The organism is Agrobacterium sp. OT33 (genome assembly GCF_017313365.1).
GTDB lineage: Bacteria > Pseudomonadota > Alphaproteobacteria > Rhizobiales > Rhizobiaceae > Agrobacterium > Agrobacterium rhizogenes_A.
Map to the genome: position 1 here is coordinate 368,551 of NZ_JAFLMZ010000006.1, position 25,472 is coordinate 394,022.

The following is a 25,472-nucleotide window of genomic DNA, read 5'->3' on the forward strand; positions in this document are numbered from 1 at the left end:
GTCTCAAGTCTCCGCGTCGTGGCTGGTCATGACTGTGTAGAACACCCAGGACAGCAGCAGGATGATGAGGAAGTAGATCAGCGACATGGCCGCCGCCGGCCCGAGGTCGAACTGGCCGAGCGCCATCTTCACGAGATCGATGGACAGGAAGGTGGTGGAATTGCCCGGGCCGCCGCCGGTGACGACGAAGGGCTCGGTATAGATCATGAAACTGTCCATGAAGCGCAGCAGGAAGGCGATGAGAAGCACGCGCTTCATCTTCGGCAGCTGGATGAACCGGAATACCGCAAAACGCGACGCGCCATCGATCCTTGCTGCCTGATAATAGGCATCCGGTATGGAAACGAGACTGGCATAGCACAGGAGTACTACGAGGCTCGTCCAGTGCCAGACATCCATGATGACGACCGTGATCCACGCATCGACCGGATCGTTGACATAATTGTAATCCAGCCCGAGCTGATTGGCGTAATAACCGAGCAGCCCGATATCGCTGCGGCCGAAAACCTGCCAGATCGTGCCGACAACGTTCCACGGCACCAAAAGCGGCAGCGCCATGGTGACGAGGCAGACCGGCACGCCGATGCCGGATTTCGGCATTTTGAGCGCAATGAAGATGCCGAGCGGAATTTCAATCGCCAGAATGATCCCAGAAAACAGCAGGTTGCGCCCCAGCGCGTCCCAGAACCTGTCCGAGGCCAGAATCTCCTCGAACCATTGTGTTCCGGCCCAGAAGAATTGGTTATTGCCGAATGTGTCCTGCACCGAATAGTTCACGACGGTCATCAGCGGAATGACGGCGGAAAAGGCGACCAGCACCAGCACCGGCAGCACCATGAACCACGCCTTGTTGTTCCAGCTCTTTTCCATGGTCACGCCCCCATCTTCACACGCCACGAATCGGCAAAGACGCCGATGGCGGCCGGATCGAAGCGAACACCCGCTTCCGCCGGGATTTCCTCGTCTTCGGCAACGACGATCGCGAGCTTCTGGCCGGCGAACCGGCCGCGCACGATCTTCTGCCGGCCGATATCCTCGACCTTGTCGACAGTGATGGGCATGCCGCCCCGTTCCAGCCGCACGAACTCCGGCCGGATGCCGATCTCGATGCGCTGTGCGGCGTCAACCTTTGGCGCACCGGCCAGTGGTACGCCGAGGCCACCGACCATTGCGGTAGCACCATCGATACTGGCGGGCAGCACGTTCATGCCCGGCGAGCCGATGAAATAACCGACGAATGTGTGTCCCGGCCGTTCGAAAAGCTCGGCGGGCGTGCCGATCTGAACGATCTGCCCGTCATACATGACCACCACCTTGTCGGCGAAGGTCAGCGCTTCGGTCTGGTCATGGGTGACATAGACCATGGTGAAACCGGACTGGCGGTGCAGCCGCTTCAGCTGTGAGCGCAGCACCCATTTCATATGCGGATCGATCACCGTCAGCGGCTCATCGAAGAGGATGGCGTTGACATCGGAGCGCACGAGCCCACGCGCCAGCGAAATCTTCTGTTTCTGGTCCGCCGTCAGACCCCGCGCACGGCGTTTCGCCATGCCGGAAAGATCGGTCATTTCGAGAATTTCCCGCACCCGCCGATCGACCTCGGCTTCCGGCACCTGCCGGTTGCGCAGCGGAAAGGCCAGATTGTCGTAAACCGTCATCGTGTCGTAGACGACCGGGAACTGGAACACCTGGGCGATATTGCGGTCTTCAGTGGCGAAATCGGTCACGTCGGTTCCGTCGAAGGCAATGCGGCCTTCGGACGGCCGCAGCAGCCCGGAAATGATGTTGAGCAGCGTGGTCTTGCCGCAGCCGGAAGGGCCGAGCAGCGCATAGGCGCCGCCATCCTCCCATTCATGATGGACTTCTTTCAGGGCATAATCGCCGGCAGCCTGCGCCCTGGCATTATAGGCGTGGCGGATGTGATCGAGCGTGATGCGTGCCATGACCGATCTCCCTCAAGCCGCTTTGCCGATGGCGCGGCCATTCGCGTCAAAGGCCATCAGATGCCGCGTATCGAGAAACAGTTCGATATCCCTGTCCGGCTCGATGTCATGAATACCATGCGCCAGCATGACCCAGCGCCGGCCCGAAAATTCCACATGCACGAAGCTTTCCGATCCGGCGATTTCCGAAATCAGCGTCCGCGCCCGGATGGATTGCCGCGCCTCACCCTTCGCATGCGGGAAGAGGTGGTGCGGCTGGAAGGCGATGGTGACGGGGCCATCTGGCATGCCGGCAAGATGTGCGGGAACCGCCACGACGGCATGGTCCGCGCGGGTGAAAGCACTACCGACCTTGACGACCTCGATGGTGTTCAGCGGCGGATCGGCGAAAATTTCTGCGGTCACGATATCCACCGGACGCCGATAAACCTCGATCGTGCGATTGAACTGCGTCACCCGTCCTTCGTTGAGGGTGGCGGTATTGCCACCCAGCAGCAAAGCCTCGGAAGGTTCGGTGGTGGCATAAACGAAGATCGCGCCGGATTCGGCAAAGATGCGCGGCAGTTCCTCGCGCAGTTCCTCGCGCAGCTTGTAATCGAGATTGGCCAGCGGCTCATCAAGCAGAACCAGATTGGCATTCTTGACGATGGCGCGGGCAAGCGCCGTGCGCTGTTGCTGGCCGCCGGAGAGGTTAAGTGGCGTGCGGTCGAGATAGGGCGTCAGCTTCAGAAGCTCGGCAGCCTTCCTGACCTCTTTGTCGACGGTTGCCTGATCCTTGCCCGCAACCCGCATCGGCGAGGCGATGTTTTCGTAAACGCTGAGCGCCGGATAGTTGATGAACTGCTGGTAGACCATGGCGACATTGCGCTTCTGCACCGGCCAGCCCGTCACGTCCTCGCCGTTGAAGAAGATCGAACCTTCGGTCGGTTTATCCAGCCCGGCCATGAGGCGCATGAGCGTCGTCTTGCCCGAAAGCGTCGGTCCAAGCAGGACGTTCAGGCTTCCGCGCTGCAACGTCAGATCGGTCGGGTGAATATGATATTCACCGCCGGCCATCTTCGAGACGTTTCGCAATTCAAGCATGGTGATCCAAAGCCTCCTCCGCTTTTCGATCGGATCGTCAGATTGCCTTCAAGCGTCCACCTGCAATGTCTTCGATATAATCCTCCAGCCCGCGCACCTCTTCAGAGGTGAAGAACAGCCCCTGCTTGGTGCGGCGCCACAGAATATCCTCCGCCGTCAGCGCCCATTCCCGCGCCATCAGCCAGCGGACCTCGGCTTCATAAAGCGTGCCGCCGAAATGCCGACCCAGCGCCGCCGCATCGGTGACGGAGCCGATCATGGTCACCGCATCCGTTCCATAACAACGTACAAGCCGCCCGGCATGGCGTTCATCAAGGAAGGGATAACGCGACCGCAGGGCAGAAACCTCCGAGGCATAGGCCTCGGCACCGAAATTTCCACCCGGCAGATGCGAACCCGCGGTCCATGGCACACCCTTTTCACCCAGTGCATCGCCGATTTTTTCAAGAGCATGTTCGGCAAGCCGCCGATAGGTGGTGAGCTTGCCGCCAAAAATATTGAGAAGCGGCGCCTCGCCCTCCGCCCCTTCGGTTTTCAGTACATAATCGCGGGTCGCTTCCTGCGCCTTCGAAGCACCGTCATCAAAGAGCGGCCGCACACCGGAATAGGCCCAGACGATATCGGCAGGCTTAACCGGTTCAGCGAAATATTCGCTCGCCGCACCACAGAGATAGCTGACTTCCTCATCGCTGATCTTAACCGCCCGGGGGTCGCCGGTATAGTCGCGATCCGTCGTGCCGATCAGCGTAAAATCCTGTTCATAGGGGATGGCGAAAATGATGCGTCCATCCGGGTTCTGGAAGAAATAGGCGCGCAGATCGGAAAATTTCTTGCGGACAATGATATGGCTGCCCTGCACGAGGCGCACATTGTGGACATTGTTCTTACCGAAAGTCGAAGACAGAACCCTGTCGACCCAGGGACCGGCAGCATTGACCAGCATGCGCGCCCGATAGGTTGAGACCTCACCCGTCGCGCTTTTCGTCTCCACCCGCCAGAACGCGCCTTCCCGGCGCGCGGAAACAACCTGCGTGCGGTTGAGGATCAGGGCGCCGCGATCTGCGGCATCGCGGGCGTTCAGAACCACCAGCCGGGCGTCATCCACCCAGCCGTCGGAATATTCGAAGGCGCGGGCAAAGATCGGCTTCAGCGGCTTTCCGGCGGGATCGCGGCGCAGATCGAGCGAGCGGGTGGCGGGCAGCAGCTTGCGGCCGCCGAGATGGTCGTAAAGGAAAAGTCCGAGGCGAACGAGCCAGGCCGGACGCACCCCGCCCTTCTGGAATGGCAGAACGAAGCGCATGGGCCAGATGATGTGAGGCGCCATGGCCCACAGGATCTCGCGCTCCATCAAGGCTTCGCGCACCAGACGAAATTCATAATGTTCGAGATAACGCAAACCGCCATGAATGAGCTTGGTGGCGGCGGAGGACGTGCCGGAAGCAAAATCGTTCATTTCCGCAAGTGCGACGGAATAACCCCTGCCAACGGCGTCACGCGCGATGCCGCAGCCATTGATACCGCCGCCGATCACGAAAATATCGTGGATTGCCTCGTCAGACATGGACCCTCCCGCGCTTTCATCGACGCTCTCCTCATCGATATATTGAAAGCACAGACATCTAATTCGAAGACAAAACGAATGTCAAACGAAATTCATAGGCCGTCCCGATCAGGACTCGAGCATCTCGGTTTCGATCAACCGGACGTCATGATCGGCACAGATGGACCGGATAGAATCCACCGGACAATGATCGGTGATGAAAGTATGCACCTGAGAAAGATGGCCGATACGAACCGGAGCCGTGCGCTCGAATTTGAGCGAATCCGACACGAGAATGACATGGCGTGCATTGGAAATGATTGCCTGCGCGACCTTGACCTCACGAAAGTCGAAATCCAGCAAAGCGCCATCCTCATCGATGGCCGAAACGCCGATGACCGCAAAATCCACCTTGAACTGGCGGATGAAATCCACCGCCGCCTCGCCGACGATACCGCCATCGGAACCGCGGACGACACCGCCGGCAATCACCACCTCGATACCGGGAAAGACCCTCAACCTGTTGGCAACGTTGATGTTGTTGGTAATGACCATCAACTCGTGATGATCCGCCAGCGCTTCACCCACGGCTTCGGTCGTCGTGCCGATATTGATGAAGAGTGACGAGTTGTTGGGGATAAGAGCAGCAGCGGCGGCGCCGATCGCCTGCTTTTCGGAAGAGGCGATCGCCCGACGCGCCTCGTATTTAACGTTTTCATTGCCGCTTGGAAAAAGCGCGCCGCCGTGGATGCGGGTCAGAACCCGCGTATCGCAGAGATCATTCAGGTCCTTGCGGATCGTCTGGGGGGTGACCGAAAACCGCGCCGCCAGCTCATCGACCAGCACCCGCCCGCTCGCTTTCGCCAACGCGACGATTTCATCCTGACGCGGTGTGAGCAGCATTTCACCCTCCCTCCTCTTTCAATTTTTTCGTTTTATTGAAGAGCGAACGAAAAACCAATGTCAAGGGAGGGTTTTATTGCGACGGCACCAGCAGTGTACGGACACGTCCCGCAAGACGCAGGGGCGCGAACAAAAAACCTGTTAGCCAGCCTTCTGGGCGAACATTACAGCGCCTTCTTCTTTTCCGGTGCCGGAAAACGCCACGGAAGCGGAACGGAATGCATCACCGACCCCGATCAGCACAGGCTCGTTCACGCCCAGTCTCTCGACCGCCGCGGCCAGTTGCGCGAGCGAACCGCACCAGCGTTGCTCATTTGTACGGCTGACGGAAATCATCACAACGACCGGCGTCGAAGCGGACATGCCATGGGCGAGCAGGGATGACTGGATATTCGCGGCGGTTCGACCGCCCATGTAAAAGACGGTGGTCACGGAAGGAATGGACAGGGACTGCCAGTCGATATTCTCCGGAAGCTTTCCCTGCCGGGAGTGTCCGGTAACGAAGCGGACTGACTGGGCATGGTCACGATGGGTCAGGGAAACGCCAAGGCGTGAGGCCATGGCGCTTGCGGCAGTAATGCCGGGCACAATTTCGACCGGAATATTTTCGGCTTCCAGCGCCGCTATCTCCTCACCTGCGCGACCGAAAATCATCGGATCACCGGATTTCAGCCGCACCACCCGTTTGCCCGCCTTGGCGAGACGGATCATCATATCATTGATGTCCTCCTGCCTGCAGCTTTCCCGGCCACCGCGTTTCCCCACCAACATGCGTTTTGCTTCACGCCGTGCCAGTTCCAGAACCTCCACTGACACGAGATCGTCAAACAGGATGACATCGGCGGCCTGCAAAGCGCGCACCGCTTTCAGCGTCAGAAGCTCGGCATCGCCCGGTCCGGCACCCACAAGCGTCACCAATCCGGCACTTGAACCTTCCCGACTGGCCTGCGTTCCGATATCCGTGAGCAATCGTTCTTCGCTGCCGTCATCCAGCCTCTCGGTAAAGGCCCGGTCGACGAATTTTTCCCAGAAAGATCGCCGTGCCGAACCGGGGACGAGCCGCAGATTGACACGCTCGCGGATCACCTGGGCAAGCGCGCCCCAATCCTTGAGCGAAAGCGGCAGCAATGTCTCGATGCGCCGGCGGATGGCCTGCGCCAGAATAGGTGCTGCACCGTCAGTGGAGATAGACACCACCACCGGCGAGCGATTGACGATGGAGCCGAACTGGAACTGGCAGAATTCCGGCTTGTCGATGATATTGACGGGCACGCCGGCCGCCCGCGCGGCATGGTAAAATCTTTCGGCTTCGGCATCGGTTTCACAATCCGCCAGCGCCAGTTCCGCGCCTTTGAAAATATCGGCGTCCCACGAACGATCATGCCATGTCAGCATCGGGCTTTTCGCGATAAGCGCTGCAGAGCTTTCCGAAAGCTCGCTTTCCTCGCAATAAACATGCAGTTCCGCCCCGCAGGCCAGCAGCAGTTCCGCCTTCCAGGCGGCCCCATCCGATCCGCCCGCCAGCACCACGCGCTTGCCCTCAAGCCCCCAGAAGACGGGCAACTTGGCTAATCTTTCCATGCGGGCCGGTTCATTCCGCTGCGGTTTTAAGGCATCCATCGATGATCCCCCTGATTTCGGCGCGGCAGGAGCCGCAATTCGTTCCGGCATTCAATGCCTTGCCGATGGCTTCGACGCTGTGGCATCCATCACGGATGGCCGCCGTGATCTGGTTCACCCCGACGTTAAAGCAGGAGCAGACGGTGGCGCCCGGATCGGCGCGCCCGGCACCGGGGCGACCGGCAACCAGCGCAAACCGCATGCGCAGATCCTCATGACGTTCGGTCAATTGCGATATCGCCCAGTTGCGGGCAACGGCCACTGGCTGATTGGCGACGAACAGTGCGGCAAGCAAGGTTTCACCGTCAAAAAAGGCTAGGCGCAGATCGCCGGTCTGCCGGTCGCTGTAACCCAGCGGCTCGATCCTGACATCGATGCCAAACACCTGCCGCGCCCAAAGCGTCCAGTCCTGCGGCTCCTCCTCGAAGGCAAGCTCCATGCGATAACCGCCATCCGCTTTGGCTGTGGCCCAATAGGCGCAATCCGGCGCATCCGGCCGGGTGCGGGAGATGGCGAAACCATAGGCCTTCGCTTCGAAACGCCTTGCCCTTACCGCCACGTTTTTCGAGGCGGGCTGGCCGGAATGCGGATCCGTGACCGGGGCCACAACCACATCGATGCGCGCCCGCGAGGCGAACTGATCGTTCCAGTGCATCGGCGCGAAGACCGAGTCGCGCGCCTGCCTTTCGCTGACCAGCGCCCGCAGCAGAACCTTGCCATAGGGGCTTTCCAGCTCGACCAGATCGGCGCTTTCAATGCCCAGCGCCTGCGCATCGCGCGGGTGAAGCTCGGCGAAAGGCTCGGCGATATGCGCTGTGAGACGCGCGCTTTTGCCGGTGCGGGTCATGGTGTGCCATTGATCGCGGATGCGGCCGGTATTCAGCGTCAGCGGATAATCCGCCGATGTCCTGCCTGTCTCCGGCAGGGTGGTGGTGATGAACCGCGCCTTGCCATCGGTATGGTAAAACCGGCCATCCGCGAAAAAGCGGGTAACGAAGGCATCACCCGATCCGGCCTTCGGCCATTGAAACGGCGTCATCGCATCATAGGAATTCCGTTCGACACCGCTGATATCGAAATCGCGACTGCCCGCATTTTCGAAACCGGAGAGGGCGGCATGTTCGGCAAAAATCTCCGATGGCTGGCGGTATCCGAAGGCCGTGCCGAAACCCATGCGCCGGCCCACTTCCGCCATCTGCCACCAATCCGCTTTCGCTTCGCCCGGCGCATCGAGAAAGCCGCGCTGGCGGGAAATCCGCCGTTCGGAATTGGTGACCGTACCATCCTTTTCCCCCCAGCCGAGCGATGGCAGGAGAACATGGGCGTGGCGGGCCGTATCGGTATTGGCCATGACATCGGACACCACGACGAAAGGACAGGCCTTGATGGCCGCCTCGACGGCGCCGGCATCCGGCATGGAAACCACCGGATTGGTCGCCATGATCCACAGCGCCTTGATGCGGCCATCAGCCACGGCCCTGAACATATCCACCGCCTTCAGGCCGGGTTTTTCCGCAATGGCGGGTGAGGCCCAGAAGCGCCGCACGCGGTCGCGATCCTCGGCATTTTCGATAGCCATATGGGCGGCCAGCATATTGGCCAGCCCGCCGACCTCACGCCCGCCCATGGCGTTCGGCTGGCCGGTCAGCGAAAACGGCCCCATGCCCGGCCGGCCAATACGACCCGTGGCAAGGTGGCAATTGATGATCGCGTTGACCTTGTCCGTGCCGCTTTGCGACTGGTTGACGCCCTGGCTGTAGCAGGTGACGGTTTTTTCCGTGCGTTCGAACAACTCGTAGAAGGAAATTAGTTCGGCAATCGTCAGGCCCGTGGCTTCGGCGATCTCCGGCAGACTGTATCCGGTTGCTGCCTGCATCGCAGCATCAAAACCGACCGTGTGGTTTTCCACATAACCGCGATCGATTGCAGGACTATCGGAAAGATGCGCCAGCAGGCCGGTAAACAGCGCCACATCTCCATCCGGGCGGATGGCGAGGTGCATATCGGCAATATCAGCGCTCATCGTCCAGCGCGGATCGATGACAACGACTTTCATTTCCGGCCGCGTGGCCTTTACCGCGGCAAGCCTTTGGTAGAGAACCGGATGGCACCAGGCGAGATTGGAACCGGTGAGGATCACCAGATCGGCAAGCTCCATATCCTCATAGGTGCCCGGCACCGTATCGGCCCCGAAGGCGCGGCGATGGCCGGCGACGGAAGACGACATGCAGAGCCTTGAATTCGTATCGATATTGGCCGAGCCGATAAAACCCTTCATTAGCTTGTTGGCGAGGTAATAATCCTCGGTCAGCAATTGGCCGGAGACGTAAAAGGCAACGGAGTCCGGACCGTGTTCGACGATGGCTTGAGAAAAGCGGGAAGCGACGAGGTCAAGCGCTTCGTCCCATGCCGCCCGCCTGCCAGCGATTTCGGGATGGAACAGGCGTCCGTCGAGATCGATGGTCTCAGCCAGAGCCGAACCTTTGGAACACAGTCTTCCGAAATTGGCGGGATGATCCTCATCGCCTCTGACGGAAACGGCACCATTATCATTGACGGTGGCGATGACGCCGCAGCCGACGCCGCAATAGGGACAGGTGGTTTTGGTTTCAACGGGCATGGGTTTGCCCTCTCAGTGTGTGGCGGTACCCCCCCTCTGTCCTGACGGACATCTCCCCCTCAAGGGGGGAGATCGACAAACGGAAGGCTCCTCGTTCCCTCTCCACCGGCGACGACGCCAGTTGTGAATGGAAGTTTGTGCCGCGAGTGATCTCCCCCCTTGAGGGGGAGATGTCCGGCAGGACAGAGGGGGGTAACGACGCCGCCATCGCAATTCACTCCGCCGCGATCATCAGGGTTTCGAGCGCTATCGAAAGCCTTCCATCCAGATTACGCACCGGAATGGTCTTCACCTCACCCTCATCCGCCCCCAAGGCCTTGCCGGTTTCCAGCGAAATGACCCAATTGTGCAAAGGACATGTCACCGAAGCCCCATGCACGATGCCCTGACTCAGCGGCCCGCCCTTGTGCGGGCAATGGTCCTCAATCGCGAAGACCTGATTTTCCGCCGTGCGGAACACGGCGATCTTGCCCATCGGCGTTTTCACGCAACGCGCGCCGCGCAGGGGAATATCGGAGATGTCGCCAATATCGATCCAGTTGCTGTCCATCGTTCTCACTCCGCCGCCTCACTGAAACCGATTGCCGCCATGGGCCTGAATTCGTGCTTGTCGTGGCCGGATACGCGTTCCGACCAGGGATCGACCTGCGCGAATTTCTGGCTGAAGACGAAGCGGTCGAAATAGGCCTTGCGCTTTTCCGCATCGTCCATGATCTGGCGGCGGATTTCGTCGTGACCGATGCGCTTGGCCCATTTGTAGATGCGCTCGAGATAGCGCGCCTGTTCGCGATACATCTGCGTCAGCGCCACGATATGCTCCAGCGCCTCATCCTCGGTTTTGACAAGACCCAGAACTTCCGTACCCTTGATATCGAGACCGGCGGCACCGGCAAAATGGATCTCGAAACCGGAATCGACGCAGATGACACCGATATCCTTGCAGGTGGCCTCCGCGCAGTTGCGCGGACAGCCTGAAACGGCAAGTTTCAGCTTGGCGGGCGTCCACGAGCCCCACATGAATTTTTCGATGCGGATGCCAAGGCCGGTGGAATCCTGCGTGCCGAAGCGGCACCATTGCTGGCCAACGCAGGTTTTGACCGTGCGCAAACCTTTGGCGTAGGCCTGGCCAGAAATGAAGCCGGCCTTGCCGAGATCAGCCCAGACGGCCGGCAAATCCTCCTTCTCGATGCCGAGAAGATCGATGCGCTGGCCGCCGGTCACCTTCACCATCGGGATTTCGAACTTGTCGACCACATCCGCGATCGCCCGGAGTTCGGTGGAGGATGTGACCCCGCCCCACATGCGCGGCACGACGGAATAGGTGCCGTCCTTCTGGATATTGGCGTGAATGCGCTCGTTGATATAACGCGACTGGTAATCGTCGGCATATTCATCCGGAAAATCGCAGACGAGGTAATAATTGAGCGCCGGCCGGCATTTGGCGCAGCCGCAGGAGGTCTTCCATTCCAGCTCCTGCATCACGGCTGGGATGGTTTTCAGCCCCTTGGCCTTGATGAGACGGCGCACATCGTCGTGGCCGAGATCGGTGCATTTGCACATGGGCTGCACGGCAGCGGGATTGTAGCTGTCGCCGAGCGTTATCGTCATCAGCTGCTCGACAAGGCCAGTGCAATTGCCGCAGGAGGCGGACGCCTTGGTATGTGCGCGCACATCATCCAGCGAGGTCAACCCCTTGGACGTGATGGCCGAGGTGATCTTGCCCTTGCAAACGCCGTTGCAGCCACAGATTTCCGCATCATCCGGCAAGGCTGCAACGGCCGCCATAGGGTCCAGCGGAGACCCTCCCTGATAGGCTTGGCCGAAGATCAGGGTTTCGCGCATGGCGGAAATATCGGTCGATTTCTTCATCAGGTCGAAGAACCACGACCCATCCGCCGTCTCGCCGTATAGCACCGCGCCGATGATGCGGTTTTCCTTGAGGATCAGGCGCTTATAGACACCGGCCGTGGCATCGCGCAGCACGATTTCCTCGCGGTCGTCACCTTCGGCGAAATCACCGGCGGAAAACAGGTTGATGCCGGTGACCTTCAGCTTCGTATTGGTGACGGAGCCATGATATTCGGCCGAACCGCCGCACAGCCGGTCTGCCAGCACCCGCGCCGATTCATAAAGCGGCGCAACGAGGCCATAGCACATGCCGCGATGCTCGGCGCATTCGCCGAGCGCATAGATCGAGGCGTCCGACGTCATCATGCCGTCATCCACCACGATGCCGCGATTGACGGCGATACCGGCCTCCCTGGCGAGACCGGAGGCAGGACGGATGCCGACCGCCATCACCACCATGTCGCCCTTGATGACACGGCCGTCTTCCAGCTCGATGCCTTCGACCTTGTCCTCACCCAGAATGCATTTGGTATTGGCCTTGGTGATGATGTCGATGCCACGCTCATTGAGCGCCTTTTCCAGAAGATAGGCCGCTGCCGGATCGAGCTGACGCTCCATGATCGTCGGCATCAGGTGAATAACGGTGACATCCATGCCCTGGCGCTTGAGACCATAGGCGGCTTCCAGCCCGAGGAGACCGGCGCCGATGACGATGGCGCGGCCCTTGCCCTCGGCGATCGCCAGCATCTTCGTCACATCGTCGAGATCGCGGTAGGCGAGCACGCCCGGTAATTGATGGCCGGGGACGGGAATGATGAAGGGCAACGAACCGGTGGCGATCACCAGCTTGTCGTAGGAAACCGTGATGCCGTTTTCGCTGGTAACGGTTTTCCTGTCCCGGTCGATGCCCGTGACTTTCGCGCCCTTGTGCAGGGTAACGTTATTGGCGGCGTACCATTCGTCATTGTGGATGACGATATCCTCATAGCTCTTTTCGCCTGAGAGCACCGGCGAGAGCATGATGCGGTCGTAATTGACGCGCGGCTCGGCGTTGAAAATGGTGACGTCGTAAAGGCCAGGGGCAGTTTCGAACAGGTTTTCCAGCATGCGCCCCGGCGCCATGCCATTGCCGATGATGACGAGTTTTTGCGTCATGGTCGTTACTCCGCAGCTTCGACGAAGCGGTGACGTTCGTAGAGGAACTTCAGCACGGCCTCGCGGCATTTGAGGTAGGTCTTGTCGGATGCGAGCTCGATGCGGTTGCGCGGGCGTGCCAGCGGCACGTCAAGCACTTCGCCGATATGGGCGGCGGGACCGTTGGTCATCATCACGATACGGTCGGAGAGCAGCACCGCCTCATCGACATCATGGGTAATCATGACCATGGTGTTGCCGAGCCGGGCGTGGATTTCCATCACCGCATCCTGGAGATGGGCACGCGTCAGCGCGTCCAGCGCACCGAAGGGCTCGTCCAGCAGCAGGATCTTCGGCTCCATGGCAAGCGCGCGGGCAATGCCGACACGCTGTTTCATGCCGCCGGAAATTTCCGAAGGTTTCTTGTCTTTCGCATGAGCCATCTGCACGAGATCGAGATTGCGCATGACCCAGTCATGCCGCTCGGCCCGGGTCTTGGTATTGCGGAAGACCTTCTCGACGGCGAGGTTCACGTTTTCATAAACCGAAAGCCAAGGCAGCAGGCTGTGGTTCTGGAAAACGACGGCGCGCTCCGGACCCGGCTCGTTGACCTCGCGGTTTTCGAGCAGAACGGCGCCGGCAGACACTTTCGTCAGCCCGGCAATAAGGTTGAGCATGGTGGACTTGCCGCAGCCGGAATGGCCGATGACGGAGACGAATTCGCCTTTTTCGATGGTGAGGTTGATGCCTTTCAGCACCTCTGCACGCGAACCGCCCTTGTCGAAATATTTGTCGATATGATCGAGCTTCAGATAAGCGTTCATGATTGATTTCTCCTCTGGCGCAATTCCGGACGGAAAACCGGTTCCCACTTTTCCTGGAATTGCTTGTCTCTTAATTCGCCGCGGCGCCGCGGGTGATGACCTTGCCGAGCGCCGCCACCAGCTTGTCGAGCACGAAGCCGACGACGCCGATGTAGACAAGCGCGACGATGATGTCGGGCAGGCGCGAGGAGTTCCACGCATCCCAGATGAAGAAACCGATACCGACGCCGCCGGTCAGCATTTCCGCCGCGACGATCGCGAGCCACGAAAGGCCGACACCGATACGCAGGCCGGTAAAGATGTAGGGTGCCGCCGAAGGCAGCATGATCTTGAAGAAGAACTCGAGCTGGTTGAGCCGCAGCACCTGCGCCACGTTGCGGTAATCCTGCGGAATATTGCGCACGCCGACTGCGGTATTGATGATGACCGGCCAGATGGAGGTGATGAAGATCACGAAAATGGCCGACGGGTTGCTGTCCTGAAAGGCGGCCAGCGACAGCGGCAGCCAGGCAAGCGGCGGCACGGTGCGCAGCACCTGGAAGATCGGGTCGAGACCGCGCATGGCCCAGACCGACTGGCCGATCACCGCGCCCATGATAATGCCGGCGATGGCGGCAAGGCCGAAACCGTAAGCCACCCGTTCCAGCGAGACCAGCACGCGCCAGCCAAGGCCGATATCCTGCGAACCGTTATGGAAGAACGGCGATACGATGAGATCGTAGCTCTCCTCGAAAACCTGGCTCGGCGGCGGCAGCGATGAGCCGGGGGCAGAACAGAGCAATTGCCAGACGCCGAGCAGAATGGCGAGAACGACAAACGGCGGTATGATGTTGCGGGCCGCCGCCGCACCCCATTTACGCAAATCGATCCCTGGCGACTGTTTCGGCGCAAGCGATACGACATTTGCCTTCTTTGCGACCGGCTGTTGCGGCTCTTCATTGAATTTTCGGGCCAATGCGGACATGGGCATTTCCTCTTGATTTCGGTTGCGGTCTGGGGTTCGCCCCTCATCCGGTCTTCAGTCGCGCCGGTTGGGCAGCGCATCTGGCGGATGAAGGGCGATACCCCGGGTCTCCTCCTCAGGAGGCCGCCTTGATGGACAGGCTTTCGAGATAGGCGGACGGATTTTCAGGGTCGAAGACCTTGCCGTCGAAGAAGGTTTCCTTGCCGCGCGAGGTGGAGGCGGGAAGATCGGCAACGCCGAGATCCTTGGCCGCCGCGCGCCAGATATCCTCACGGTTCACCTTCTCCACCAGCGCCTTCACATCCGTATCGGGTGCGAATTTGCCCCAGCGGATGTTTTCCGCGATGAACCAGCTGTCATGGCTGCGGAAGGGATAGGATGCATGGTCCTGCCAGAACTTCATCTGCAGGCCGGTATTTTCCAGCACCCGGCCGTTGCCGTAATTGATATTGCCCTTGAGGCGACCGAGAACATCCTTCGGCGGCACGTTGAACCATTGGCGTTTGCCGAGGAGGGTGGACATCTCCTCCTTGTTTGCCATCTCATCGCACCATTGCTGCGCCTCCATCACGGCCATCAGCAGCGCCTTGGTGGCGTTGGGGTTCTTTTCCACCCAGTCCGCACGCATGCCGAGCGCCTTTTCCGGATGGCCCTTCCAGAGTTCGCCGGTGGTACAGGCCGTGAAACCGATGCCCTGATTGACGAGCTGCTCGTTCCAGGGTTCGCCCACACAGAAGACGTCCATATTGCCGACCTTCATATTGGCGACCATCTGCGGCGGCGGAACGACGATGGTGGAGACGTCCTTGTCCGGGTCGATGCCACCGGCGGCAAGCCAGTAGCGAATCCAGAGATCATGCGTGCCGCCGGGGAAGGTCATGGCGGCCTTGATTTCCTTGCCCTCAGCCTTCTTTTTCTCGAAAGCAGCCTTCAATTTGGAAGCATCGAGCTGAACGCCGGTTTCGGCATATTCCCTGGCGACGGAAATGCCCTGACTGTCGAGGTTGAGGCGGGCGAGGATGGTCATCGGCACCGGCACATTGTTCTGGGTCACCTTGCCGGTGTGCATGAGATAGGGCATGGGCGTCAGAATATGCGCGCCGTCGATGCCGTTCGATGCACCGCCGAGCACGAGATTGTCGCGTGTCGCACCCCAGGAGGCCTGTTTCAGAACCTCGACATCGGGCATGCCATGTTTGGCGAACAGGCCCTTTTCCGCCGCAATGATGAGCGGGGCGGCATCGGTGAGCGCGATAAAGCCGATTTTTGCACCCTTCACCTCCGGCTCCGCCGTTGCGGCGAAAGCGCCGGACGGAAAGGCCACGCGCACGGCGCTGACAAGGGCGGCGGTGGCTGTCGTCTTCAGTATCGTGCGGCGGCTGACATCGCCGGAGAATATCTTTTTCATTCGCATGTTCCCCTTATTGGGCCACCTCTGCGGGTGACGTTTTCGCTTGCGAAAAAACCTGAAAATAAAAAAACGCCGCTCGGTGTTTGCGCCTGCGGAACGGGAGGTGTTCCAGGCAGCAAAACCTTGCGACGTCTGTGTCTTCTGAAAGCGCCTATGTCGCGCCTTGCTTGCCCCGATCGCCGTTGACCGGTGCAAACAGGAAGAAGCAAGCTGCGTGCCAGATTGGCAAATTAGACTTATATATTTGATATAAAAAGATAATTTATGAAATCAAGACGATTGATTAAATTTTAATCAGCGCATTTCTTGTCTGCCGTTTGTGCAAAGCAAAAAATTCCACGCTTGAAATTTGCGCAGCCTGCAAGGTCGACGGCCCGTCAGGCATCGCCCGAGGAAGGGAAAGACGGTGCGGATGTGCGCACGGAAAAGCCGTTCACATAACCCTCGATATCAGCGGGATCGAACACCAAACCATCCACGAAACGGTCCCCTTCTTCCTGCCCCTCGATACGGATGTCGGCATCATCAGGTGCATTTCCGTCACCCAGCGCCGCCCGATAAATATCCGGCCGATAAGCGGAGAGGGCGGCGTTTACACCCACCTCGGAAAATTCCACCTGTCCCCAGCGGATCATCTGGCTGTAAATCCACAATGCCTGACTCTGCCGCGGATAATTCGCATGGCCGTCATGGAAGGTGAAATATTTGTCGATCACCCGGCGATTGCCCTGGCTATCAATGCTGAACTCACCGGCAAGCACGCGGCGGATGATGCCTTCAGGCGCGCCAATATATCGGGGATCGGCAAGCGCCCTGCTGAGCGCGTCATGATTTTCAGAAACGTCGCACCAGCGCGCAGCGGCGTCGAGGGCCGTCAGCAGCCGACCAACCGTTTCCCGCTGGCTTTCCGCCCATTCGGGCCTCATGCCGATCACCTTTTCCGGCGCCGACGGCCACAGGTCCTGTTTGGCCGCGACGATCCTGCCGACGCCGCGTTCGGCGGCAACGATGTTCCACGGCGCACCGACGCAGAAACCATCGATGGCGCCGGCCGCCAGCGCATCCGAGGTCAATGGCGGTGGCACCACCACAAGCTTGACGTCGTGATCGGGATGAATGCCGCCGGCCGCGAGCCAATAGCGAAATTCGTAATTGTGCGAGGAAAACGGATAGGTCATGCCGAGCGTCGGCGGCGCTTCGCCGCGCGCCCGCATGTCATCGAGCACACGCTTCAACGCCTCGGCATTTTCGAGCGCTCCCGCCGTTTCGGAAAGCCCGGTCAAAGCCTTCATCCGCGCAAACAGCCGGGTCGAAAGCGTAATCGCATTGCCACCGCTCCCAAGTGAAAAGGGTGTGATCGTCGGCGACGGATTGGATCCGAGCCCGAGCATGGAGGCGACAGGCATGGGCGACAGCATATGGGCGATATCGAATTGCCGGAACGCCAGCCGGTCGCGCACATTGGCCCAGGACACATCCTTGACGAGATCGAGCGACAGGCCTTCGCGTTCGGCAAAACCGAATTCGGCCGCGGCAATCAGAACGGAGGCGTCGACGAGCGGGATAAAACCGGCGCGCAGGATTTTCTGTCGGTCGCTGGCAACGATTGCCGGTGCGCCTGTCGTCATTCCGCTGTCTGATCCGGCCGTTTTTTCCGGTGCCGCCATATCATTCACTCCACACTGTCCGGCTGGCCTTTGTCACATCAACAGACCGGCCGCGGTGACCACGCTTTGCGCGATCTCGGAAATTTTCTTTTTCTCGTTCATCGCCGTCTGCCGCAAAAGCGCAAAGGCCTCCTCTTCGGAAAGGCCGCGCATCCTCATCAGAATGCCCTTGGCACGCTCGATGACCTTGCGTTCCTCCAGTGCCGATTTCGCCTCGGCCAGTTCCTGCTGCAGGCGGCTGAAGGCATTGAAGCGGCTGACCGCCATGTCGAGGATCGGCTTGACCCTTTCCTTCTTCAGCCCGTCCACCACATAGGCGGAAACGCCGGCCTCGACGGCCGCCTCGATGGATGCGGTGTCGGAACGATCGACAAACATGGCAATGGGGCGCCCAACGGTGCGCGTCAGCTGGAACAGATGCTCCATCATGTCACGGTTGGGATTTTCAAGATCGATAAAGATGACATCGGGCTGCAGCGTCTCGATGGTGCGCGCCACGCCGTTCACCTCATGAATGACGGTGACGCGATGATAGCCGGCCTCACGCAGCCCCTCCTCGATGATGGAGGCGCGGATCGCGTTTTCGTCTATGACAAGAATGGTGAGGTCGCGAAGCGTCATGTCAGCATTGATGACGCAGCGCAGCAAACTTGGCAATCGGCTGCGCCAGCAAAAAATGAAGGGAGCAGCAAGCGCCGATTTCCTGCCTGCTGCCCGTCATGTCACGACGCGTGTTCGACGGCGCGCTCGAGCGCCTTCAAAACCGTGCGCTCGGAAAGGTTGAGATAGATTTCCATCTCGTTGCCCGCCTCGGCAGCCTTGCCTTCCTCCATCAGCGACAGAATCTTGCTGTTCATGTCCACGAACGGGGAGTGCAATTGTTCAGGATCATTCAGCAGGCCGAAGCAAAGCCTGAGTTCGGCGGCGATGCGCTCGTAAAAATCACTGAGGCGGACGCTGTCGAGAAGATCCACAACGGCGGCATGGAACTTCATGTTGGCGCTGCCCACACCCAGCCAGTCGGCCTGCTCACGCTTGACTTTGGCGTCTTCGACGGCAGCCCGCATGACCCGGATGGCCGGATGTTTGTGCCAGGCCTGACGCAGTGCACCACATTCCACCATGCGCCGCACCCGGTAAATATCAATCACCGATGCCATGGTGGGCACGGCGACGAACACGCCGCGATTGGCCTCATGGCGCAACAACCCATCCTTCGTCAGAAGCCGAAAGGCTTCACGCAGCGAATTGCGGGAAACGTCGAAACGTTCGCTGAAGGCTGCCTCCGAAAGGCGCTGTCCCGGCATCAGCTCACCGGAGATCAGCAGGGTACGGATACCCTTGGCCAATCGATCCGCAAGCGGCAGACCCTCTATCGTTTCCGTCATGGCGCTCCTTTCCTAAGAGCAATGCAGCATCGGGAATTCCGTGACAGGCATGTTCGGACACGGCATGATTGCCCATAGCACAAAGCATTAGCAAAGCACGAAAAAAACGTGATGAATTCATGCGCATAACGTCCAACAAATAGACAGAATAAGAGAACGATTATTATTTATTGTTGAACAATGTTGACAATTTCACGGAACAGGACAAGATCGACCGCATAAAGCATCCGCGAGGGGCGGATTGCGACAGGAGCGGAGAAAATCCATGGAGCAGAAAAAGCTCACCCCGACTGCCGATCTCAAAATGTCAAAACGCGCATCTCTTCTGGGAGCAATCTTCCTGATGGCAACATCTGCCATCGGTCCCGGCTTCATCACACAGACAGCGACATTCACCACGCAGCTTGGTGCCGCATTCGCCTTCGGCATTCTTGCTTCCATCCTCATAGACTTCGTCGTTCAGCTCAACATCTGGCGCATCGTAACGCTGACGCGCATGCGTGCGTCCGACATCGCCAATGCTGCCATTCCCGGCTCCGGCTATCTTCTCGCCATTCTCGTCATCATCGGCGGCCTTTTCTTCAATATCGGCAATATTGGCGGCACCGGCCTCGGCCTGAACGCCATCTTCGGGCTCGATCCGAAAATCGGCGGCGCCATCAGCGCGATCTTTTCCATCGCCATCTTCGTTTCCAAACGGGCCGGCCTTGCCGTCGACCGGTTCATCATCTTCGCCGGTATCCTGATGATCGTGCTGACGCTCTACGTGGCATTCGTTTCCGCGCCGCCGGTCGGTGATGCCTTCCGCCAGACCTTCCTGCCGGACACGATCAATTTCGCGACCATCACCACCATCGTCGGCGGCACTGTTGGCGGCTATATCACCTACTCCGGCGCCCACCGGCTGCTGGACCGGGGAATGGTCGGCATTGAAAACCTGCCCGCCGTCAACCGCGCGGCGCTAACCGGTATCGCCGTCACCGGCATCATGCGCTATGTGCTGTTCCTCGCCATTCTGGGCGTGGTCGCCAGCGGCGTCATCATCGATACGTCCAGCCAGGCCGCCAACCCTGCCGCACAGGCTTTCCGTTCGGCCGCAGGCGATCTCGGCTTCCGGCTGTTCGGCATCATCTTCTGGGCGGCGGCCATCACCAGCGTCATCGGCGCGGCCTATACTTCCGTTTCATTCCTGCCCGTCTTCAAGCAGGACATGAGCGAGCGTGCCCGCAATATGGCTACGGTCATCTTCATTGCCATTTCCCTGGTCTGCTACCTGTTCATCACGACACCGCCGGCAGCCATGCTGGTCTTCGTCGGCGGTCTGAACGGCCTCATCCTGCCAATCGGCCTCAGCATCTTCCTGTTTGCCGCATGGAAGCGCGAAGACCTGATGGGAGGCCATCGCTACTCGCGCATCCTGCTGGCGCTTGGCGTTCTGACTTGCGCATTGACGTGGTACATGGGCTACAAGTCCGCCGGCACCATCTTCGGCCTGCTCGGCCTGTAATAAACTAAAGGGAGGCAAACATGGCCGCTATCGATCTCAACAGCGATCTTGGCGAAAGCTACGGCGCATGGCGCATGGGAGATGACGAGGCGATGCTCGCCATCGTTTCCAGTGCCAACATCGCCTGCGGATTTCACGCAGGCGACCCGGCCGGCATCTACCGCACCGTCAAGGCCGCCGCCGAAAAGGGCGCGGTCGTCGGCGCCCATGTCTCCTATCCGGACCGCGTCGGCTTTGGCCGCCGCGATCTGGACACGACCTCGGAAGAACTGATTGCCGATGTCATTTACCAGATCGGCGCGCTGAAAGGCGTCGCCGCCGCCGCCGGAACCACGGTGCGTTACGTCAAGCCGCATGGCGCGCTGTACAATCGCATCGCCAATGACGCGAAACAGGGACAGGCTGTCATTAACGGCATCAAGGCCATCGATCCGTCGCTGGTGCTGATGGGCCTTGCCAATGCGCCCATCCTCGATCTCGCGCGCAAGGCGGGTCTTGCCGTCGTTGCCGAAGCCTTTGCCGACCGCGCCTATACGCCTGAAGGCCAGCTCGTTTCCCGCCGGGAAGCCGGTGCCGTGCTGCATGACGCGGCAAAAATCGCCGACCGTATGGTCCAGCTTGCCCGCGAAGGCACGCTGGAGGCTATCGACGGCAGCATCATAAAAATCGAGGCGCAATCCATCTGCGTGCATGGCGACAGCCCCGGCGCGGTTGCCATCGCCCAGGAGATTCGCCGTCGTTTCGAGGCTGATGGCATCGACATCCGCTCCTTCGCGTCCAATCTCTGAGAGGACAGCCGATGACGACACCGATATCCTATCTCAACCACACGGATGCCGAAGCCGCCCGAAAGGCTCGCGCCACCTATCGCAATGGCCTCGTCGCCCCCACCTCCGGCATTGCGCCCGGCTTCACGCAGGCGAACATGATCGTGCTGCCGCGCGACTGGGCCTTCGATTTCCTGCTTTATGCGCAGCGCAATCCAAAACCTTGCCCGGTGCTTGATGTCTCCGATCCCGGCTCGCCCACCACGCTTCTGGCGCCCGGTGCCGATCTCAGGACCGATCTGCCGCTCTATAGAATCTGGCGGGATGGCAGGCTTGCCGAGGAAACAGCCGACGCCACCGCCGCCTGGGCGGAGCGCGACGATCTCGTCGCCTTCCTGATCGGCTGCAGCTTCACCTTCGAAACGCCGATGGTGGAAGCGGGCATCGAAATCCGCCACATGACCGACAAGAGCAATGTGCCGATGTACCTCACCAACCGGCCCTGCCGCCCGGCAGGTCGGCTGAAGGGCAACATGGTCGTTTCCATGCGGCCGATCCCGGCGTCGCGCGTGGCCGATGCGGCCACCATTTCCGGACGTTTTCCGGCCGTACACGGCGCGCCCGTGCATGTCGGCGCGCCGGAGGAGATTGGCATCACCGATCTTGCGAAACCTGATTTCGGTGACGCGGTGCGGATCGAGCCGGGCGAAGTTCCGGTGTTCTGGGCCTGCGGCGTCACGCCCCAGGCCGCCGTGATGGCGTCCGGCGTGCCTTTTGCCATCACCCATGCGCCGGGACACATGTTCATCACCGATATTCCCGACACCGCCTATCACGCGTGAGGATATGATGCGTTTTCTTCCCGTCAGCCTCACCACCATTCTTGTCGAACTCGCCGATCTCGATGAAACGCTGGCGCTTTTTGCCTCGCTTCAGAACGATCCGGTGGAAGGCATTGAAGAGACGGTGCCGGCTGCCCGTACCCTGATGATCCGCTTTCGTCCTGAGAAGATCGACGCCGAATCGCTGGCCGCGCGGCTGGCAAGCCGTGATCTCTCGGCAAAAATCGCGCCTTCGGATAATCTCGTGGAAATCCCCGTCCATTATAACGGCGAGGACCTTGCCGATGTTGCCGGGTTGACCGGCATGAGCATCGAAGAGGTCATCCGCCGTCATACCGAAAGCGAATTCACCGTGGCCTTCTGCGGTTTCGCCCCCGGTTTCGGTTATCTGGTCGGCGGCGATCCGGCATTGCATGTGCCGCGCCGGCAAAGCCCGCGAACCCGCATTCCGGCCGGCTCAGTGGCGTTGGCCGGCGCCTTCAGCGGCGTTTATCCGCAAAACAGTCCCGGCGGCTGGCAGATCATCGGCACCACGCCGGTGAAGATGTGGGATATAGACCGCGACCCCGGCGCGCTTTTCCAGCCGGGTTACCGGGTGCATTTCTTCGACATGGACAAGGCCGGCAGAACGGCCGATATTTCCATCCCGGCACCGCGCAGCAGCACGAAAGAGCTCGCAAAGGACGAACCGCATTTCGAGGTGCTCGCCGCCCCCATGCCCGCCATTTTCCAGGATCTTGGCCGTTTCGGCCAGACCGGGCAGGGCGTATCGGCCTCCGGCGCGCTGGATCACGGCGCGTACAATGCTGCAAACCGCATCGTCGGCAATCCCGTCAATACGCCATGCCTTGAACTGACACTCGGTGGTTTTTCCTTCAGAAGCACGAGCCGCACTGTCATCGGCATTGCCGGCGCCCCCTGCCCCGTCACCATCACCACCGCAGATCGCAGCTTCACGGCCAAGACCCATGGCCCGGTCTCCCTTGAGCCCGGTGATGTCGTTACTTTCGGCCAGCCGCCGAAGGGCATGCGCTGTTACCTTGCCGTGCGCGGCGGTTTTGACGTCGAGCCGGTACTCGGCAGTTTCGCAACGGATACGCTGGCTGTTGTCGGCCCGGAACCGGTGGGTGCAGGCGCCATCCTGCCGCTCAAGGGCGAGAAGTCTGGTCTTTCCAGCGTGTCGATCGACGAGGTTCCGGCCTTCGAACCACCGGCAACCGGCGAGGTCGTGGAACTGGACGTCGTTCTCGGCCCCCGCACCGACTGGTTCACGCAAAAGGGTATCGAGACCCTGACCAGCCAGCTCTGGCAGGTCACCCCGCAATCGAACCGCGTCGGCATTCGCCTCGCCGGCGAGGTGGCGGTGGAACGCAAGGACAGCGCCGAATTGCCGAGCGAAGGCACGGCGACCGGGGCGATCCAGATTCCCCATAGCGGCCAGCCGGTTCTCTTCCTTGCCGACCACCCGCTGACCGGCGGTTATCCCGTCATCGGCGCGGTGGCAGAATATCATCTCGATCTTGCCGGGCAGATTCCGGTCAACGCCAAAATCAAATTCCGCCCGATCGGCCCCTTTGCCGAAATCGCGGCCAAGAACATAGAATTCCGAGGAGAAGAGCGATGAAAAAAGTGCTGATTGCCAATCGCGGCGAGATCGCGGTCCGCATCATCCGCGCATGTCGCGACTACGGCCTGCAATCGGTCGCCGTTTATGCCGACCCTGATCAGGACGCGCTTTTCGTCCGGTTGGCGGATGAGGCCTATGGGCTGGAGGGCGTACGTCCCGCCGAAACTTATCTCGATATCGCCAAGCTGATCGCAATTGCCAAACGCGCCGGCGCGGATGCCGTGCACCCCGGTTACGGCTTCCTGTCCGAGCGCGCCGAATTCGCACAGGCCGTGCTCGATGCCGGCCTCATCTGGATCGGCCCGGACCCGCAGGTCATCGAAGCACTGGGCGACAAGGTCGAGGCGCGGCGCATCGCCACCGGTGTCGGCGCGCCGCTGGTTGCCGGCAGCGACGGCCCAGTCTCTTCCGCAGCCGAAGTCACTGCCTTTGCCGAACAGCACGGCCTGCCCGTCGCCATCAAGGCGGCGCATGGCGGCGGCGGGCGCGGCCTGAAAGTCGCGTGGAAAATGGAAGAGATCGCCGATCTCTACGAATCCGCCGTTCGCGAGGCAACCGCCGCCTTTGGCCGCGGCGAGTGTTTTCTGGAACGCTTTCTCGACCGGCCGCGCCACATCGAGGCGCAGGTTCTCGCAGACAAGCATGGCAATGTCCTCGTCCTCGGCACCCGCGACTGCTCGCTGCAGCGCCGGAACCAGAAACTGATCGAAGAAGCTCCTGCCCCGTTCCTGTCCGCCGAACAGCGCCAGAAAATCCATGCCGCCGCCAAGGCTATCTGCGCCGCTGCCGGTTATTCGGGAGCCGGAACGGTCGAATTCCTTCTCGGCGTCGATGGCACGATTTCCTTCCTCGAGGTCAATACGCGCCTGCAGGTGGAACATCCCGTTACCGAGGAAACCACCGGCATCGATCTGGTCATCGAACAGTTCCGTATTGCCGAAGGCCACAAACTGCGCGTGCTTGAAACTCCGGAACCGCGCGGCCATTCCATGGAATTCCGCATCAATGCCGAAGATCCCGGCCGAGGCTTCCTGCCGACGCCCGGCTCGATCTCGGTCTTCGATGCGCCCTCCGGCCCCGGCATTCGCATGGACAGCGGCGTCGTCAGCGGCTCCAGCGTGCCAGGTGTGTTTGACTCGCTGATGGCAAAACTCATCGTCACCGGTGTGGATCGCGATCAGGTTCTGCGCCGCGCCCGCCGTGCGCTGAAGGAATTCCGCATCGAGGGCATCGCCACCGTTCTGCCGTTCCATCGCGCCGCGATCGAGACGGACGATTTCATCGGCACCGATGGGTTCAAGGTTCATACCCGCTGGATCGAGACCGATTTCGCCGCCATGCCGGATGCCATGGAACGCCCGGCACCGGCCGACGACCCTTCCGTTACCCGTACCTTCCTCGAAATCGACGGCAAGCGCGTATCGGTTGGTCTGCCAAGCCTGCTGCTTTCCAGCCTCGGTGCCGTTGGCGGCGGCAGCGCAGCTGCTCCCGGCACCGCCACTGCCAGGGAAAAGGAAGGCGAAATCACCGCTCCCGTTTCCGGCACCCTGCAATCTTTCAAGGTGAAAGACGGTGAGACGGTTGCCGAAGGCGATCTTCTCGCAGTCATGGAAGCCATGAAGATGGAAACGCAGATTGTCGCCACCAAGGCCGGCAAAGTCACCCTGATCGTCAAGGAAGGCGACTATCTGCAGGCGGGCGCAGCCCTCCTCGACATAGCCGGCTAATATACGGACGGGCCAGAGGCCTCACAATTGCAGATCGCGCATCTCCGGCGGCGGAAC

General features: G+C 60.4%; 20 protein-coding genes. 5 read left to right on the forward strand and 15 right to left on the reverse strand.

Annotated elements, in window-relative coordinates; genetic code table 11:
• Nucleotides 1-3: 3 nt before the first annotated feature.
• The 15 genes from JZX88_RS16725 to JZX88_RS16795 all read right to left on the reverse strand — a co-directional run bounded on the left by JZX88_RS16725 (nucleotide 4) and on the right by JZX88_RS16795 (nucleotide 18,945).
• Complete coding sequence (locus tag JZX88_RS16725; protein WP_065117167.1) at nucleotides 4-870, reverse strand: carbohydrate ABC transporter permease; 867 nt, start codon at nucleotides 868-870, stop codon at nucleotides 4-6.
• A 2-nt stretch (nucleotides 871-872) separates the two neighbouring features.
• Nucleotides 873-1,943: an ABC transporter ATP-binding protein gene (locus JZX88_RS16730; RefSeq protein ID WP_206914220.1), complete on the reverse strand. Its 1,071-nt coding sequence runs from the start codon at nucleotides 1,941-1,943 to the stop codon at nucleotides 873-875.
• A 12-nt stretch (nucleotides 1,944-1,955) separates the two neighbouring features.
• Nucleotides 1,956-3,026 carry an ABC transporter ATP-binding protein gene (locus JZX88_RS16735; RefSeq protein WP_142856582.1) on the reverse strand — a complete coding sequence of 357 codons (1,071 nt, stop codon included), beginning with the start codon at nucleotides 3,024-3,026 and terminating at the stop codon, nucleotides 1,956-1,958.
• Between the two features lie 37 nt (nucleotides 3,027-3,063).
• On the reverse strand, nucleotides 3,064-4,587 hold the full coding sequence (glpD, locus tag JZX88_RS16740; RefSeq protein WP_206914221.1) for a glycerol-3-phosphate dehydrogenase: 1,524 nt from the start codon (nucleotides 4,585-4,587) through the stop codon (nucleotides 3,064-3,066).
• Between the two features lie 108 nt (nucleotides 4,588-4,695).
• Nucleotides 4,696-5,469, reverse strand: a complete 774-nt coding sequence (locus JZX88_RS16745) for a DeoR/GlpR family DNA-binding transcription regulator (protein WP_110760376.1) — start codon at nucleotides 5,467-5,469, stop codon at nucleotides 4,696-4,698.
• Nucleotides 5,470-5,610: 141 nt separating this feature from the next.
• Nucleotides 5,611-7,089 carry a siroheme synthase CysG gene (gene cysG / locus JZX88_RS16750; protein ID WP_206914222.1) on the reverse strand — a complete coding sequence of 493 codons (1,479 nt, stop codon included), beginning with the start codon at nucleotides 7,087-7,089 and terminating at the stop codon, nucleotides 5,611-5,613.
• The gene (locus JZX88_RS16755; protein ID WP_206914223.1) at nucleotides 7,061-9,709 is read right to left on the reverse strand and encodes a nitrate reductase; all 2,649 of its coding nucleotides are present in this window, start codon (nucleotides 9,707-9,709) and stop codon (nucleotides 7,061-7,063) included. The genes cysG and JZX88_RS16755 overlap by 29 nt, the downstream gene beginning before the upstream one ends.
• A gap of 214 nt (nucleotides 9,710-9,923) precedes the next feature.
• Complete coding sequence (nirD, locus tag JZX88_RS16760; RefSeq protein WP_003505867.1) at nucleotides 9,924-10,259, reverse strand: nitrite reductase small subunit NirD; 336 nt, start codon at nucleotides 10,257-10,259, stop codon at nucleotides 9,924-9,926.
• Nucleotides 10,260-10,264: 5 nt separating this feature from the next.
• Nucleotides 10,265-12,712: a nitrite reductase large subunit NirB gene (gene nirB, locus JZX88_RS16765; protein ID WP_206914224.1), complete on the reverse strand. Its 2,448-nt coding sequence runs from the start codon at nucleotides 12,710-12,712 to the stop codon at nucleotides 10,265-10,267.
• 5 nt (nucleotides 12,713-12,717) lie between these two features.
• Nucleotides 12,718-13,515 (reverse strand): ABC transporter ATP-binding protein, encoded by a 798-nt coding sequence (locus JZX88_RS16770; protein WP_035225183.1) that lies wholly within the window; start codon nucleotides 13,513-13,515, stop codon nucleotides 12,718-12,720.
• A gap of 70 nt (nucleotides 13,516-13,585) precedes the next feature.
• Nucleotides 13,586-14,479, reverse strand: coding sequence for a nitrate ABC transporter permease (gene ntrB, locus JZX88_RS16775; protein ID WP_065117159.1), 894 nt, complete (start codon nucleotides 14,477-14,479; stop codon nucleotides 13,586-13,588).
• A 115-nt stretch (nucleotides 14,480-14,594) separates the two neighbouring features.
• Nucleotides 14,595-15,887, reverse strand: coding sequence for a CmpA/NrtA family ABC transporter substrate-binding protein (locus tag JZX88_RS16780; protein ID WP_142856598.1), 1,293 nt, complete (start codon nucleotides 15,885-15,887; stop codon nucleotides 14,595-14,597).
• 380 nt (nucleotides 15,888-16,267) lie between these two features.
• Complete coding sequence (locus JZX88_RS16785; RefSeq protein ID WP_206914225.1) at nucleotides 16,268-17,557, reverse strand: CmpA/NrtA family ABC transporter substrate-binding protein; 1,290 nt, start codon at nucleotides 17,555-17,557, stop codon at nucleotides 16,268-16,270.
• Nucleotides 17,558-17,590: 33 nt separating this feature from the next.
• Nucleotides 17,591-18,178: an ANTAR domain-containing response regulator gene (locus tag JZX88_RS16790; RefSeq protein ID WP_065117436.1), complete on the reverse strand. Its 588-nt coding sequence runs from the start codon at nucleotides 18,176-18,178 to the stop codon at nucleotides 17,591-17,593.
• Between the two features lie 101 nt (nucleotides 18,179-18,279).
• Entirely contained in the window at nucleotides 18,280-18,945 is a 666-nt protein-coding gene (locus JZX88_RS16795) for a GntR family transcriptional regulator (RefSeq protein WP_065117156.1), read from the reverse strand.
• Between the two features lie 265 nt (nucleotides 18,946-19,210).
• Between JZX88_RS16795 and JZX88_RS16800 the strand changes: the two genes are divergently transcribed.
• Genes JZX88_RS16800 through JZX88_RS16820 form a run of 5 tightly spaced genes read left to right on the forward strand, consistent with a single transcriptional unit; the run spans nucleotide 19,211 to nucleotide 25,415 of the window.
• Nucleotides 19,211-20,452, forward strand: a complete 1,242-nt coding sequence (locus JZX88_RS16800) for an NRAMP family divalent metal transporter (RefSeq protein ID WP_065117155.1) — start codon at nucleotides 19,211-19,213, stop codon at nucleotides 20,450-20,452.
• A 20-nt stretch (nucleotides 20,453-20,472) separates the two neighbouring features.
• Complete coding sequence (locus JZX88_RS16805) at nucleotides 20,473-21,240, forward strand: LamB/YcsF family protein (protein ID WP_206914226.1); 768 nt, start codon at nucleotides 20,473-20,475, stop codon at nucleotides 21,238-21,240.
• An 11-nt stretch (nucleotides 21,241-21,251) separates the two neighbouring features.
• The gene (locus JZX88_RS16810) at nucleotides 21,252-22,061 is read left to right on the forward strand and encodes a putative hydro-lyase (RefSeq protein WP_065117153.1); all 810 of its coding nucleotides are present in this window, start codon (nucleotides 21,252-21,254) and stop codon (nucleotides 22,059-22,061) included.
• 7 nt (nucleotides 22,062-22,068) lie between these two features.
• Nucleotides 22,069-23,685 carry a 5-oxoprolinase/urea amidolyase family protein gene (locus JZX88_RS16815; RefSeq protein ID WP_206914227.1) on the forward strand — a complete coding sequence of 539 codons (1,617 nt, stop codon included), beginning with the start codon at nucleotides 22,069-22,071 and terminating at the stop codon, nucleotides 23,683-23,685.
• Nucleotides 23,682-25,415 (forward strand): biotin carboxylase N-terminal domain-containing protein, encoded by a 1,734-nt coding sequence (locus tag JZX88_RS16820; RefSeq protein WP_206914228.1) that lies wholly within the window; start codon nucleotides 23,682-23,684, stop codon nucleotides 25,413-25,415. Before JZX88_RS16815 ends, JZX88_RS16820 begins: the two co-directional genes overlap by 4 nt.
• The last annotated feature ends 57 nt before the right edge of the window (nucleotides 25,416-25,472 follow it).